The organism is Variovorax sp. GW821-FHT10C12, assembly GCF_059415405.1.
Genome location: NZ_JBWKNE010000001.1, coordinates 1,393,438 through 1,407,199, shown reverse-complemented (window position 1 = coordinate 1,407,199; position 13,762 = coordinate 1,393,438). Strand labels below are relative to the sequence as shown.

Genomic DNA, 13,762 nt, shown 5'->3' with positions numbered 1-13,762 from the left:
AGTGGATCGATGCAGGCTTCTACGGCGGGGCCTCGCGAACGGGGTTAAGCGTCGCGCAAAAAAATGGCGCTGTCGGTGAGACAGCGCCAAGCGCCCCCGGAAAGAAGGCAGGGACGCAGGGGAAATCAGATGTCTTCGAGCAGCGGATAGGGCAGCGGCTCGACCGACAGCACCGGTCCGCCGGGCGCCCCCGCGTGCAGGCCGCCGGCCTCGAGCGCGGCGATCTGGATCGAGATGAGCGCGGACCAGCCGCCGTCGGGCGCGGGCGCGGCCTGCGCCACGGTGCCCACGGGCTGTTCGGCGTCGTTGGCTGCGAACACCTCCTGGCCCGCGGCCAGCGGCGCGTCGGTCTGCGCGAGGTAGGTGCGGCGCTTGAGCGTGCCGCGGAACTGGCTGCGCGCCACGATTTCCTGGCCGGGGTAGCAGCCCTTCTTGAAGTTCACGCCGCCCACCGACTCGTAGTTGATCATCTGCGGCACGAAGGCCTCGATCACCGGCGTGGTCAGCGTGACGATGCCGCTGCGCACCTCGCTCCAGGGCCACAGCGCGGCGTCGAGCGTCGGGCCCACGGGCGCCTTCTGGTCGGCGGGGGCGATCCACAGCGCGCGCGGCACGCCGTCGGCCGGGTACAGCGACACCACGCTGATGTCTTCGCCGATGGCCGTGCGGCGACCGGGCGGCAGGGCCGCATCGAGGCCGTTGGCGGTCAGGGCGGTGCCGGCCACGCCGTGCAGCGCGAACTGTTCGGTGGCGTCGGTCAGCTTGACCTTGGCGCGCAGCACGTACATCGACAGGCGCTTGAGCGTGGCCGCCAGGATGTCGCGGCTGCACACCAGCAGGATGAGTTCGGGTTGCGGGCGGATGCCGATGAAGCTGGCGATCACGCGGCCCTTGGCCGTGCAGAGCGCCGCCAGGCGGGCTTCGGTGGCGCCGAGCAGCGAGAAATCCTGCGTGAGCTGGCCGTGCAGAAAGCTGGCGGCATCGGGGCCTTCGGCGCGGATCACGCCGAGGTGGGGCAGGGTGCTCACCCCGTTGAGAACGACTGTGGTCATCGCTGAATTATCATGGCCGTGCCTGTTCCTTCGGGGCGGCAGGGATTCCCCGTCGCAGCGATGGGGCCGGTCTTTCCCGCGGGTCTGTGTCCATCCTCTTGCAGGCCCTTTTTCTTCCTCCGTCTTTTCCTCGGATTCGTGCGCAGCTTCTTCCTCACGCTCTTCCTGCTCGTGGCCCTGGCCGTTCTGGCGCTCGGCGGCGCCGGTCTCTGGTGGGTGCACCAGCCGCTCAAGTTGCCGACGCCCAGCGTCGACCTGTCGGTGGAGCCCGGCACCACGCCGCGCGGCATCGCGCAGGCCGTGGCCGACACCGGCGTCGACGTGCAGCCGCAGCTGCTGTACCTGTGGTTCCGCGTCTCGGGGCAAGACCGCCAGATGCGCGCCGGCAGTTACGAACTGGAACGCGGTGTCACGCCCAGGCTGCTGCTCAACATCCTGGTGCGCGGCGAGGAGGCCACGCGCAGCGTGGTGCTGGTCGAAGGCTGGAACATCCGCCAGGTGCGCGCCGCGCTCGCCAAGGCCGAGCAGCTCAAGCCCGAAAGCGTGGGCATGAGCGAAGACGCGCTGATGGCCGCGCTGGGCAAGCCGGGCCTGCATCCCGAAGGCCGCTTCTTCCCGGATACCTACACCTACTCGAAGGGCTCGACCGACATCGCACTGCTGCAGCGCGCCATGCGGGCCATGGACAAGAAGCTCGAGGCCGCCTGGGCGGCGCGCGCGGCCGATTTGCCGCTCAAATCGGCCGATGAGGCGCTTATTTTGGCCAGCATTGTCGAAAAGGAGACAGGCAAGGCCAACGACCGCGCGGAGATTGCCGCCGTCTTCACCAACCGGCTGCGCATCGGCATGCCGCTGCAGACCGACCCCACCGTGATCTACGGCATGGGCACCGCCTTCGACGGCAACCTGCGCAAGCGCGACCTGCAGACCGACACGCCCTGGAACACCTACACCCGCGGCGGCCTGCCGCCCACGCCGATCGCCATGCCCGGCAAGGCCGCGTTGCTGGCGGCCGTGCAGCCGGCGCAGAGCAAGTCGCTGTACTTCGTCTCGCGCGGCGACGGCACGAGCCAGTTCAGCAGCTCGCTCGACGACCACAACCGCGCGGTCAACCGCTACCAGCGAGGCGGTGGCAGCCCTCAACCCAAGGCGACCCAATGAGTGACACCGGTCTGTTTCTGACGCTGGAAGGCATCGACGGCGCGGGCAAGTCGAGTCACCTCGACGCACTGGAAGCCCGCTTCAAGGCACAGGGCCGCACCGTGGTGCGCACGCGCGAACCCGGCGGCACGCCGCTGGCCGAGACGCTGCGCGGGCTGGTGCTCGAACAGCCGATGAACCCGTTGACCGAATCGCTGCTGGTGTTCGCGGCGCGCTGCGACCACATCGCCCAGGTCATCGAACCGGCGCTGGCGCGTGGCGAGGTCGTGCTGTGCGATCGCTTCACCGACGCCACCTTCGCCTACCAAGGCGCGGGGCGCGGCTTCGACACCGCCGTGCTGGCGACCCTCGAACAGTGGGTGCAGGCGGGCCGGGCAGGTTTGCCTGCGTCGCAACTGCTGCAGCCCCAAGTGACTGTGTGGTTCGACCTCGCCCCCGAGATCGCCGCCCAGCGCCTGGCCGGCGCGCGCGTGCCCGACAAGTTCGAAGCCCAGCCCGTCGAGTTCTTCCGCCGCGTGGCGCAAGGCTACGCCGCCCGCGCCGCTGCTGATGCGTCGCGCTTCGTGCGCATCGACGCGAGCCAAACGCGTGACCAAGTCTGGCAACAGATCGACACCGCGCTGGTGGCGCGTGGCGTGCTGTCGCCGGTGCAGGGGGCCGCGCGATGAGCGAGCCGGTGAACACGCTGACCCCGTGGCTGCGCCAGCCCTTGGCCGAACTGCTGCGCCAGCGCGGTCATGCCTGGCTGCTGCAGGGGCCGTCGGGCATCGGCCAGTACGAACTGGCGCTGGCGCTCGCCGCCGCCTGGCTGTGCGAACAGCCGGTGGAGGAGGGCGGTGCGGCCTGCGGCCACTGCGCGAGCTGCCATGCCATCGAGGTCCGCACCCACGCCGATTTGTGCGTGCTGATGCCCGAGGTCGCGATGCAGGAACTGGGCTGGCCGCTCGACGAAAAGGCGCAGTCCGACATCGACGACAAGAAGCGCAAGGCCAGCCGCGAGATTCGCGTCGAAGCCATGCGCGACGCGGTCGGCTTTGCGCAGCGCACCAGCGCGCGCGGCCGCGGCAAGGTCGTGCTCGTGTATCCGGCCGAGCGCATGAACACCATCACGGCCAACGCGCTGCTCAAGACGCTCGAGGAACCCGTCGGCGACGTGCGCTTCGTGCTCGCCAGCGAAGCCGCGTGGCAGCTGCTGCCGACCATCCGCAGCCGCTGCCTGGGCTTCACGCTGCCGTGGCCCGAAACCGCCGAGGCCGAGGCCTGGCTGGTGGCGCAGGACGTGCCGGCCGCCGACGCGGCGCAGCTGCTGCGTGCCGCGGGCGGACGGCCCAGCGATGCGCTGCGGCTGGCGCGCTCGGGCCAGTCGCCCAAGGCGTGGTCGCTGCTGCCCAAGGCCGTGTCGCGCGGCGACGTGGGCGCGCTGGCCGACCAGGCGCCGGCCCAGGCCGTCGTCTCGCTGCAAAAGCTCTGCCACGACCTCATGGCCGTGGGCCACGGCGCCGAACCCCGTTTCTTCGACGCGGCCGACCTGCCGCCGGCCCCGCACAAGCTGGCGCTGGCGCGCTGGTCCAAGTCGCTCGCCGCCGCCGCGCGGACCGCCGAGCACCCGTTCAACGCCGGCCTCATGCTCGAAGCGCTTGTGAGCGAGGCGCGAAGCACCCTAAACTCTGCCGCTCGCCGCCCATGAACCAACCTGTCGCTCCCGCCGCCGCTTCGTCTGCCACGCCCGCCCGGCCGAGCGTCATCCAGCTCGCCATCAAGGAAAAGGGCGCGCTCTACGCGGCCTACATCCCGCTGTTTGCCGAGGGCGGCATCTTCATTCCGACCACGCGCGAGTACCGGCTGGGCGACGACGTCTACGTGCTGCTCACGCTGCCCGAAGATCCGCAGCGCTACCCGGTCGCCGGCAAGGTCGCCTGGATCACGCCGGCCCGCGCTGCCGGCAACCGGGCGCCGGGCGTCGGCGTGCGCTTTCCCTCGGACGAGAAGTCGCGCCAGCTGAAGGCGCGCATCGAAGCCGCGCTCGGTGGCTCCATGGCCTCCGACCGCCCGACCCAGACCATCTGAGTTCTTTCCGCCGCCGTCCCCGTGACGCGGAACTCCGGACACGGCGCGATCTCCCACAGGCGCGCCGCACTTCATCCTTTCCGATGTTCACCGATTCCCACTGCCACCTGACCTTTCCCGAATTCGCGGACCAGATGCCCCAGATCCGCGCCGCCATGGCCGCCGCCAAGGTCGACCGGGCGCTGTGCATCTGCACCAAGCTCGAGGAATTCGACGACGTGCAGGCCCTGGCCGCCAGCTACGACAACTTCTGGGCCAGCGTGGGCGTGCACCCCGACAACGAGGACATCGCCGAGCCCACCGTGGAAGACCTGGTGCGCCTGTCGGCGCGTCCGCGTGTCGTGGCCATCGGCGAGACGGGCCTCGACTACTACCAGATGGAAGAACGCAAGGGCGGTCGCAGCATCGCCGACATGGAGTGGCAGCGCGACCGCTTCCGCGTGCACATCCGCGCCGCGCAGCAGACCCGCAAGCCGCTGATCATCCACACGCGTGACGCCTCGGCCGACACGCTGGCCATCCTCAAGGAGGAGGGCGAAGACGGCGCGGGCAGGGCGGCCGGCGGCGTGTTCCATTGCTTCACCGAAACCGCCGAGGTGGCGCGCGCCGCGCTCGACCTGGGTTTCTACATCTCCTTTTCGGGCATCCTGACCTTCAAGAAAGCCCAGGACCTGCGCGACGTGGCGGCCTTCGTGCCGCTGGACCGCATGCTGATCGAGACCGACAGCCCCTACCTGGCGCCCGTGCCGTACCGCGGCAAGACCAACAACCCGTCGTACGTGCCCTTCGTGGCACAACAGATCGCCGAACTGCGACAAATGCCCGTAGAGGACATCGCCAAGGCGACAAGCGACAACTTCGAAACATTGTTCAGGGAAGTCAAATCATGAAAAATTACTTTAAGAAGTCGATATATCTTGTTGTCATGGTTGCATCTTTTGCAGCGCACGCCGGTTCGTTCGAAGACTTTTTCCGCGCCGTGCGCGGCGACAACGCCAGCGGTGTGCGCACCCTGCTGAACCGTGGTTTCGACCCAAATACGCGCGACGAACACGGCCAGACCGGCTTGATGCTCGCGCTGCGCGAGCCGTCGCCGAAGGTCATCCAGGTGCTGATGGAGTCGCCGCAGCTCAACGTCGACCTGGCCAACGCCAAGGACGAAACGCCGCTGATGTTGGCGTCGATCAAGGGCCAGCAAGACCTGGTGGTGCAACTGCTCAAGCGCGACGCCGCCGTCAACAAGACCGGCTGGACACCGCTGCATTACGCGGCGAGCAGCGGGCAACTGTCGATCATGAAGCTGCTGCTCGAGAACCACGCCTTCATCGACGCCCAGTCGCCCAACGGCACCACGCCGCTGATGATGGCCGCGATGTACGGATCGAACGATGCCGTGAAGTTGCTGCTGGCCGAAGGTGCGGACACGGCGATGAAGAACCAGCTCGGCATGACCGCCGTCGATTTCGCGGTGAAGGCGAACCGGGCGGAGTCGGCGGAGCTGATCAAGGCGGCTGGGGATGCGAAGGCGAATGGGGTGAAGGCGGTGCCGAAGGATGGGAAGTGGTGAGCGGCTGGATGGGTTGAGTGCGGCTGGGATGGTTCAGTTGAAATCAACACAATGTGCATTATGTAAAATCAAATGCACGGTGCTCGCGGTCGACTTCCAGCAGCAATCTCTTTTGCAAGCCTGAGGCGCGCAGGCGCCCCCTTCTTTCACAACGCCGCGAAGCGCGGCACCACCTGCGTATCGATCGCCCCCGAGGGCGTCTGCGGAAACAGACGGCGCGCCATGTTGTGCGGATGCACGGCGGCCTCCGAAATCGTCAGCACCGGCGCGAAGCACACGTCGCTGCCCTCGAGCAGCGCACACCATTCGTCGCGGGTGCGACCCAGGAAGCACGCGGCAAAGCGCTGCTTCAGCGCCTGCCACTTCTCGCGCTGCATCTGCTCGCGCGGGTCCACGTCGGCCATGCCGAGCTTGTCGAGCAGCAAGGCGTAGAACTGCGGCTCGATGGCGCCGACGGTGACGAAGCCGCCGCCCTTGCAGGCGTACACGTCGTAGAACGGCGAGTCGTGGAACACGCTGGGCTGCGTGCCGCCGATGCTGCCGTTGGCATGCAGCCAGTGCACCAGCGTGCCCAGCATCGCGACCACGTCGAGGATCGCCGCGTCGACCACGCGGCCCTGCCCCGTGCTGCGCGCTCCCAGCAGTGCGCTGACCATGCCGAAGGCCAGGCCGAGCGCACCGCTGGCGTCGCCCAGCGTCGGCGGCACCATCGGGGTCGCGCCGGGTTGTGCCGACAGCGACAGCAGGCCGGTCAGCGCCACGTAGTTCAGGTCGTGTCCCGCGGCCTGCGCCAGCGGGCCGTCCTGGCCCCAGCCGGTCATGCGGCCGTAGACCAGGCGCGGGTTGCGCGCCGCGCACACCGACGGGCCGAGCCCGAGGCGCTCCATGACGCCCGGGCGGTTGCCTTCGATGAGCGCATCGGCCGTGGCCACGAGGTCCAGCGCCTGCGCCACGCCCTCGGGCGTCTTCAGGTCGAGCGTGACGACCTGCTTGCGCGCGCGCAGCGGGTTGTCGGTGGTGCTGCCCAGGCGCTGCACGGCGCCGCTGTGCGGGCGCGCGATGACGGTGACCTCGGCGCCCAGCGCGGCCAGGATGCGCCCGGCCACCGGGCCCGGGCCGATGCCCTCGAACTCGACGATGCGGATGCCCTGCAAGGGCTGGGAGTGCGCCGGGGCGGCGGGGGCGTGTTCGTTCATCGGGAGTTGCCTTTCTTGCGCGGCCTTCCGGGCCCCGCGCGTTCGCTGTTGTTCGGGGGCGGCCGGTGGCGGCACCCCGCATCCGATGATCCGCGCGGCCACGGCCTTCTCACCCACTCCTGAAGAGTGGGGCCTTGGCGTGCGCGGCGGCATCTACTTGCGCCATGACCTCCCCTCACCCCTTGCTCCAGCGGCTGCGCCTGCCGGCCGTCGCCTCCCCCATGTTCATCGCCAGCGGCGTCGAGCTTGTCGTCGCGCAGTGCAAAGCCGGCATCGTCGGTTCGTTTCCCGCGCTGAACGCACGCCCCGCCGCCGAACTCGATGCGTGGATCGATGCCATCGCGCAGCAGCTTGCCGCGCACGACGCGGCGCCCCCGCACGCGCCCGCCGCGCCCTACGCGGTGAACCTGATCCTGCACAAGACCAACGACCGCCTCGCCGCCGACCTCGCGACCTGCGTGCGCCGCCGCGTGCCGATCGTCATCACGTCGGTGGGCAACCCGGCACCAGTGGTGGAAGCCGTGCACGCCTACGGCGGCCTGGTGTTCCACGACGTGGTCAACCAGCGGCACGCACGCAAGGCGGCGCAGGCCGGCGTGGACGGCCTGATCCTCGTGTGCGCGGGCGCCGGCGGGCATGCCGGGCACCTGTCGCCCTTCGCGCTGGTGGGTGAAGTGAAGCAGTGGTTCGACGGCCTGGTGCTGCTCGGCGGCGCGATCACGCGGGGCGACGACATCCTGGCCGCGCAGGCCATGGGCGCCGACCTCGCCTACATGGGCACGCGCTTCCTGGCAGCGAGCGAGGCGAGCATCGTGCCGGCCTACCGGCAGGCCGTGCTCGACGCGCCGGCCGAAGGCATCGTCTACACCGACCTGTTCTCCGGCGTGCATGCCAACTACCTGCGCAGCAGCGTGGCGGCGGCGGGCTACGACCCCGACGCCCTGCCCGCGCGCGGCGCCGTCGAAGAAGACTTCGGCTCGGAAAGCATGGCCAAGGCCAAGGTGTGGCGCGACATCTGGTCGGCCGGGCAAGGCGTGGGCTGCATCGGCGAAGTCCGGCCCGCGGCCGAGATCGGTGCCCGGCTGCGGCGCGAATACGACGACGCGCGGGCGCGGCTGGGGTTCGGCGTGGCCGCCTGAGACACGCGCCCAGTGCGAGGCATGGGGCGCGTGGCGCCCCTCCTCAGATCACGCCCTCTTCCCGCAGCCGTGCCTGCTCGTCCGCATCGAGCGCGAGCCATTCGCCGAACACCTCGGCGTTGTCCTCGCCGATCGCGCCGCCGGGCGTGTGGATGGCGCCGGGGTCGCGCAGGAAGCGCGGCACCACGCCCTGGATGCGCACCTCGCCGAAGTCGCGGTCGGGCACGCTGCACAGGAACCCGCGCGCCTTCACCTGCGGGTCTTCCACGATCTGGCGCGCCGAATAGATGGGCGCCAGCGTGCCCTGGTGGCGCTCGAAGGAGGCCAGCACCTCGTTCAGGTCGTGCGCCAGGAACCAGTCGGCGAACAGCGCGTTGAGTTCCGCCGTGTGCGCGCAGCGCGCCGGGTTGCTGCCGAAGCGCGGGTCGGCCAGGAGGTCCTCGCGCCCGATGGCGCGGCAGTTGGCCGCGAACAGCGCGTTGGTGCTGCCCGACAGCGACACCCACTGCCCGTCGCGCGTGCGGTACACGCCGGTGGGGGCCGCGTACTGGCTGGTGTTGCCCGAGCGCTCGTGGCTTTCGCCGAGCAGGTCGTACTTGATCGGCAGGAACTCGATCAGCTTGAGCATGGCCTCGGTGAGCGACAGGTCGATCTCCTCGCCCGGCGCCTCGGGGTGGGCCGCGCGCTTCCACAGGGCGGTCATCACGCCGAGCGCACCGAACAGGCCGCCGATCGAATCGCCGATGGGGTAGCCCGCATGCATGGGCTGGCCGTCGGCCTCGCCCGAGATGTAGGTCAGCCCGCCCATGGCCTCGAAGATGCGCGCGAAGCCCGGCCGATCGCGGTACGGGCCGGTCTGGCCGAAGGCGGTGGCGCGCAGGATGACGAGGCCCGGCTTCAGCGCCCACAGCGTGTCGCGGTCCAGGCCCCAGCGGTCGAGCGTGCCGGGACGGAAGTTCTCGATCAGCACGTCGAAGCGCGGCAGCAGGCGCTTGAACAGCGCCAGGCCGCGCGGCTTGCGCAGGTCCAGCGAGATCAGCTTCTTGTTGCGGTTGGTCACCTTCCACCACAGCGCCTTGCCGTCCTTGAAGGGCGGGAAGGCGCGGCAGCCGTCGCCCACGCCGGGCAGCTCGATCTTGAGCACCTCGGCGCCGTAGTCGGCCAGCAGCGCGGCGGCCGAGGGCGCCGCCACCACGGTGGCGATGTCGAGCACGCGCAGGCCGGCCAGCGGCCCCTGGCCCCGGGCGGGTTCTTTGCGGGAGGTCATGGGGTCGCGGCTCCTGCGGCGGCAAAGCGGCCGAGATGGAAGGTGGCATCGCCGAGCAGCACGTCGTTGGCCATGAGGCGCTTGGCGTAGTGGCTGATGGCGGTCTCGTCCTGCAGGCCGATAGCGCCGTGCAACTGCAGGCTGTCGAGCGCGATGGCGCGGCCCGCCAGGCCGGCGGCGTACTTGGCCGCGCTCACGCGCCGCACGCGCTCCTGCGGCGACACCGAGGGCCAGCCCTGCGCGGCCTCGCGCACCAGCGTGCGCGCCTGCCCCCACAGCCGGTAGTGCTCGACCACGCGGTGCTGCAGGGCCTGGTAGTCGGCCAGCGCACGGCCGAACTGCTTGCGCGTGCGCAGGTAGTCGACCGTGAGTGCCAGCGCGCGCCGCATCGCGCCGACGCTCTCGGCGGCCAGCGCGAGGGTGGCGAAGGCCACGGCCTCTTCGATGATCTCGCCGGCGCGCTCGGGCCCGGCCATGAGCGCGTCGAGCGGCAGCGCCACGTCGTCGAAGACGGCATCGCAGGCGCCGCGCCCGTCGTGCAGGCGGTAGCTGCGCCGTGCCACACCTGCGACCTCCGCATCGCAGGCGAACAGGCCGAGGCCGCCGTCTTCGAGCCGCGCGCTCACGAGCAGCGTCTGCGCGCCGTCGCCGCCCAGCACGAAGCGCTTGTGGCCGCTCAGGCGCCAGCCGTCGCGGTGGCGCCGCGCGAGGGTGTCGACGCGTGCGACATCGGCCACGCCGTTGCCTTCGCCGTGCGCGAACGCCAGCCGCAATGAGCCCTCGGCCAAGCCCTCGAGCAGTCGGCTGCGCAGCGCTGAAGGCGGCGTGTCGCTCACCAGCTGCGCGCCCAGCACCGTGCTCCAGAGCAAGGGCTCGAGCAGCAGCGCCTCGCCCGTCGCTTCCATCACGGCGCACCGTTCGACCGCCCCGCCGCCGAAGCCGCCGTCGCGTTCGGGCACGCACAGGCTGCCGATGCCGAGTTCGTGCAATGCCTGCCAGAACGACGCGTCGAAGCCGCCGTGGTCCGCCAGCACGCGCTGGCGGTGCTCGAAGGCGTAGCGCTGCGCCAGCAGGCGGCGCAGTGCCGCGTCGAGCATCGCCTGCTCGTCGTTCAGCGGCTCGCCGGCATCGCCATCGAGCGCGCTCTGTCCGCGGAAGATGGCCTTGGCGACGATGCCGCGCTGCACCTCGGACGTGCCGCCGCCCAGCGTGATGCCCCGGTAGCGCCAGACATGCAGCGCCAGGTTTTCCGCATGGGTGGGTGACAGCGGCGCGGGGTTGGGCACGCCCTCGATCGCGCCGGCATCGCAAGGCAGCGCCTCGAGGCCGGCAAATTCGAGCTGCAGCTGCTGCAGGTCCTGCAGCAGCGTGTTGCCCTGCAGCTTGAGCAGCGAGGCCTCCAGGCCCGCGTCGCCGCCCGCCTCCACCGTGCGCACGGCGGGCCACCAGGCGGCGTCGAGCGCACGGGCGCGCACGTCGAGCTCGGCGAAGCGCCGCGCGTACACGTCCTGTTCGAGCAGCGAGGCGCCGCCGGGTCCGCGCCCGGCCGCCATGCGCCCGGTCTCGACCAGGTCGGCCTTGCACTCGGCCACGCGCGCGACGAACAGGCGCTCGATCACCAGCAGCCCCTTGGCCACGCTCCAGCCGGCATGCTCGACGCCGACGAGGTTCTCGACCGGCACGCGCACGTCGTCGAAGAACAGCTGCACATGGAACTGCGCGCCGTTCATGAAGCGGATCGGGCGCACGGTGACGCCGGGCGATTCGAGGTCGATCAGCAGCACCGAGATGCCGTCCTGCTTGCGCGCCGCGCCGGCGTCGCTGCGCACCAGCACCAGCGCCCAGTTGGCCCAGTGGCCGTAGCTCTGCCAGATCTTGGTGCCGCTGACGATGTAGTGGTCGCCCTCGCGCCGCGCGGCCGTGCGCAGCGAGGCCAGGTCGGAGCCGGCGTCGGGCTCGGAGTAGCCCTGCGCCCAGTAGTCGTCGAAGGACAGCATGCGCGGCAGGAAGCGGGCCTGCTGCGCGGGCGTGCCGTGGCGCATCAGCGTCGGGCCGATGGTGTCGATGCCCAGGTTCTCGTAGCGCGGCGCGTCGCTGGCGGCGAGTTCTTCGCGGAACACGGCCTGCTGCACGAGCGACCAGCCGGGGCCGCCGTGTTCGCGCGGCCATCCGGGCGCGCCCCAGCCGCGCGCATGCAGGATGCGCTGCCAGCGGCTGGCCTGCTCGCGCGTGACCAGGCAGTGCGCGCGCACCGAGGCGCGGATGTCGGCGGGAATGGCTTCGTCCAGAAACTGGCGCACCTCGGCGCGGAAAGCCTCGAGGTCGGCGGTGGATGCATGAGGGGACATGATGAAGGTGCTCTTTCTCGTTCTATTTCTGCTGCGGCGCGGCGCTGTCGCGGTCCCAGTCGAACAGGCCCGGCTCGCCGCGTGCGAAGCGCGCCGCCGCCTCGGCGTGGTAGGCCGAGGCCATGGCCACGCCCTGCGCGCAGGCCTCCAGCGTGGCCAGCGTGGCGTAGTCGGTCTCGAAGCTCTTGTTGAGCAGGCTGCGCGTCATGGCGGCCGCCTCGCGCGGGCCGGCCGACAGCCGGTGCGCGAAGTCGCGCGCGGCCTGCGCCAGCGCCTCGGGTTCGTGCACCGCATGGACGAAGCCCATGGCCTGCGCTTCGTGCGCGCCGATGCGGCGCGCGGTGAGCATCACCTCCTTGGCGCGCGCCAGCCCCACGATGCGCGGCAGCGTGTACAGCGCGCCGTAGTCGGGCACGGCGCCCATGCGCGCGAACGACATGCAGAAGGCTGCGCGCGTCGACGCCAGGATGAAGTCGGCCTGCAGCGCCAGGCCGAAGCCGGCGCCGTAGGCCGCACCGTCCACCGCGGCGATCACCGGCAGGTCGAGCTCGCGCAGCTGGGTCAGCCACAGCTGCGAATCCATGAGGCGGCGGCGCGTGGCGTCGGGCGAATTGCGTTCGGGGTCGGGGTCCTGCAGCCGCTCGTTCATGCCCTTGACGTCGCCGCCCGCGCAGAAGCTGCCGCCCGAGCCGGTGAGCACCAGCACGCGCAGCGCGCGGTTCTCGCGCACGCGCGCCAGCATCTCGGCGTAGTCGGCGCGCAGCTCCATCGACAGCGCGTTGCGCGCGCCGGGCCGCTGGTGGGAGAACTCGGCGACCGGGCCGTCGATGACGAGCCGCGATTCGCGCAGGGAAAGGATCTCGGTGTCGGATGCCATGGGGTTCTTTCGTTTCATTCCTTGAACGACACGCCGAGCTCCTGCGACAGCCGCGTGATGCGTGCGCGCTCGCCCAGGAAGTAGTCGGTGGCCGCGGCGGCCGTGCTGCCCTCGGGCTCGATGCCGGCGGCGCGCAGCGGCTGCTGCACCTCGGGGAGCCTGAGGATTTCGTTGACGTGGCGGTTGAGCAGCTCGACCACCGGCTTGGGCGTGCCCGCCGGCGCCAGCCACATGAACCAGGGCGTCATGCCCTCGATCTCGCGCGTGAGGCCCTGCTCGGCGCCGGTGGGCACGTCGGGCGTGAGCGCGAAGCGCTTGGGCTCGGTCACGGCCAGCAGGCGGATGTTGCCGCGCTCCACCATCGGGCGCACGGCGGCGTACTCGAGCATCGCGAAGTCGACCTCGCCCGCCGCCACGGCCAGCGCCGTGGGCGCGTTGCCCTTGTAGGGCGCGCCGATGGCCTTCACGCCGAGCGAGCGCACCAGCGTGAGCGCGGCCACGTGCGGGTTGCTGCCCGCGCCGCCGTAGCCGAAGCTCAGCTTGCCGCTGTTGGCTTTCGCGTAGGCGATGAACTCGGCCACGTTGCGCACGGGCAGCGTGCTGCGCACCGCCAGGAACGACGGCGCGCGCCCGACCATCGACACCGGCACGAAGTCCTTGCCGGGCACGAAGGGGAAGTTGTCGAACATCAGCGGAAAGCTGGTCGAGACCGCGTTCGCCAGGCCCAGCGTGTAGCCGTCCGCCGGCGCGCGCGCCATGGTCTCCATGCCGATGCGGGTGGCCGCGCCGGTGCGGTTCTCGACGATGAACGGCTGGCCCAGCCGGTCGCCGAGCTTCTGCGCGACCAGCCGCGCGAGTGTGTCGGTGCTGGCCCCGGCCTGCACGCCCACGAGGATGCGCACGGGGCGCTCGGGGTAGCCGGCGGCCTGCGCCTGGGCGCACACCGTGAACGCGGCGCCGACAAGCAGCGCGCGGACCGCAGCGGCAAAGAGAAGAAATCGAATGGACATGGATGCGTCTCCTGGAAGTCGCTGTCGCGCTCAGGAACGACGCGACGCGCTGGAGGTCATCATCCGGTTCGGTGCGGC

General features: G+C 70.7%; 13 protein-coding genes. 7 read left to right on the top strand and 6 right to left on the bottom strand.

The annotated features are described in order from the left end of the window. Positions 1–125: 125 nt before the first annotated feature. Positions 126–1,052 carry a CAF17-like 4Fe-4S cluster assembly/insertion protein YgfZ gene (ygfZ, locus tag AC07OH_RS06670; protein ID WP_495300043.1) on the bottom strand — a complete coding sequence of 309 codons (927 nt, stop codon included), beginning with the start codon at positions 1,050–1,052 and terminating at the stop codon, positions 126–128. Between the two features lie 138 nt (positions 1,053–1,190). Between ygfZ and mltG the strand changes: the two genes are divergently transcribed. The 6 genes from mltG (at position 1,191) to AC07OH_RS06640 (ending at position 5,847) form a co-directional block, all read left to right on the top strand. After that, complete coding sequence (gene mltG, locus AC07OH_RS06665; protein WP_495300042.1) at positions 1,191–2,213, top strand: endolytic transglycosylase MltG; 1,023 nt, start codon at positions 1,191–1,193, stop codon at positions 2,211–2,213. Then, a complete protein-coding gene (tmk, locus tag AC07OH_RS06660; RefSeq protein ID WP_495300041.1) occupies positions 2,210–2,881 on the top strand; it encodes a dTMP kinase in 672 nt (223 codons plus the stop codon). Before mltG ends, tmk begins: the two co-directional genes overlap by 4 nt. Then, positions 2,878–3,900 carry a DNA polymerase III delta subunit-related protein gene (locus AC07OH_RS06655; protein ID WP_095947640.1) on the top strand — a complete coding sequence of 341 codons (1,023 nt, stop codon included), beginning with the start codon at positions 2,878–2,880 and terminating at the stop codon, positions 3,898–3,900. Before tmk ends, AC07OH_RS06655 begins: the two co-directional genes overlap by 4 nt. Continuing rightward, positions 3,897–4,280, top strand: a complete 384-nt coding sequence (locus AC07OH_RS06650) for a PilZ domain-containing protein (RefSeq protein WP_062472893.1) — start codon at positions 3,897–3,899, stop codon at positions 4,278–4,280. The genes AC07OH_RS06655 and AC07OH_RS06650 overlap by 4 nt, the downstream gene beginning before the upstream one ends. An 83-nt stretch (positions 4,281–4,363) precedes the next feature. After that, the gene (locus AC07OH_RS06645) at positions 4,364–5,170 is read left to right on the top strand and encodes a TatD family hydrolase (protein WP_139705956.1); all 807 of its coding nucleotides are present in this window, start codon (positions 4,364–4,366) and stop codon (positions 5,168–5,170) included. Then, positions 5,167–5,847, top strand: a complete 681-nt coding sequence (locus AC07OH_RS06640) for an ankyrin repeat domain-containing protein (protein WP_495300040.1) — start codon at positions 5,167–5,169, stop codon at positions 5,845–5,847. The genes AC07OH_RS06645 and AC07OH_RS06640 overlap by 4 nt, the downstream gene beginning before the upstream one ends. Before the next feature lie 146 nt (positions 5,848–5,993). On the opposite strand, the gene AC07OH_RS06635 is transcribed toward AC07OH_RS06640, so the two are convergent. After that, positions 5,994–7,043 carry a CaiB/BaiF CoA transferase family protein gene (locus tag AC07OH_RS06635; protein ID WP_495300039.1) on the bottom strand — a complete coding sequence of 350 codons (1,050 nt, stop codon included), beginning with the start codon at positions 7,041–7,043 and terminating at the stop codon, positions 5,994–5,996. Between the two features lie 164 nt (positions 7,044–7,207). Here AC07OH_RS06635 and AC07OH_RS06630 point away from each other — a divergent pair, with 164 nt between their 5' ends. Continuing rightward, complete coding sequence (locus tag AC07OH_RS06630; RefSeq protein WP_495300038.1) at positions 7,208–8,182, top strand: NAD(P)H-dependent flavin oxidoreductase; 975 nt, start codon at positions 7,208–7,210, stop codon at positions 8,180–8,182. 43 nt (positions 8,183–8,225) lie between these two features. On the opposite strand, the gene AC07OH_RS06625 is transcribed toward AC07OH_RS06630, so the two are convergent. The 4 genes from AC07OH_RS06625 to AC07OH_RS06610 are packed head-to-tail and all read right to left on the bottom strand — an operon-like array spanning position 8,226 to position 13,684. Beyond that, positions 8,226–9,449, bottom strand: coding sequence for a CaiB/BaiF CoA transferase family protein (locus tag AC07OH_RS06625; RefSeq protein ID WP_495300037.1), 1,224 nt, complete (start codon positions 9,447–9,449; stop codon positions 8,226–8,228). Beyond that, entirely contained in the window at positions 9,446–11,797 is a 2,352-nt protein-coding gene (locus tag AC07OH_RS06620; RefSeq protein WP_495300036.1) for an acyl-CoA dehydrogenase family protein, read from the bottom strand. The genes AC07OH_RS06625 and AC07OH_RS06620 overlap by 4 nt, the downstream gene beginning before the upstream one ends. Before the next feature lie 22 nt (positions 11,798–11,819). After that, positions 11,820–12,674, bottom strand: coding sequence for an enoyl-CoA hydratase/isomerase family protein (locus tag AC07OH_RS06615; protein ID WP_495300035.1), 855 nt, complete (start codon positions 12,672–12,674; stop codon positions 11,820–11,822). A 14-nt stretch (positions 12,675–12,688) separates the two neighbouring features. After that, positions 12,689–13,684 (bottom strand): Bug family tripartite tricarboxylate transporter substrate binding protein, encoded by a 996-nt coding sequence (locus tag AC07OH_RS06610; RefSeq protein ID WP_495300034.1) that lies wholly within the window; start codon positions 13,682–13,684, stop codon positions 12,689–12,691. Positions 13,685–13,762 lie beyond the last annotated feature (78 nt).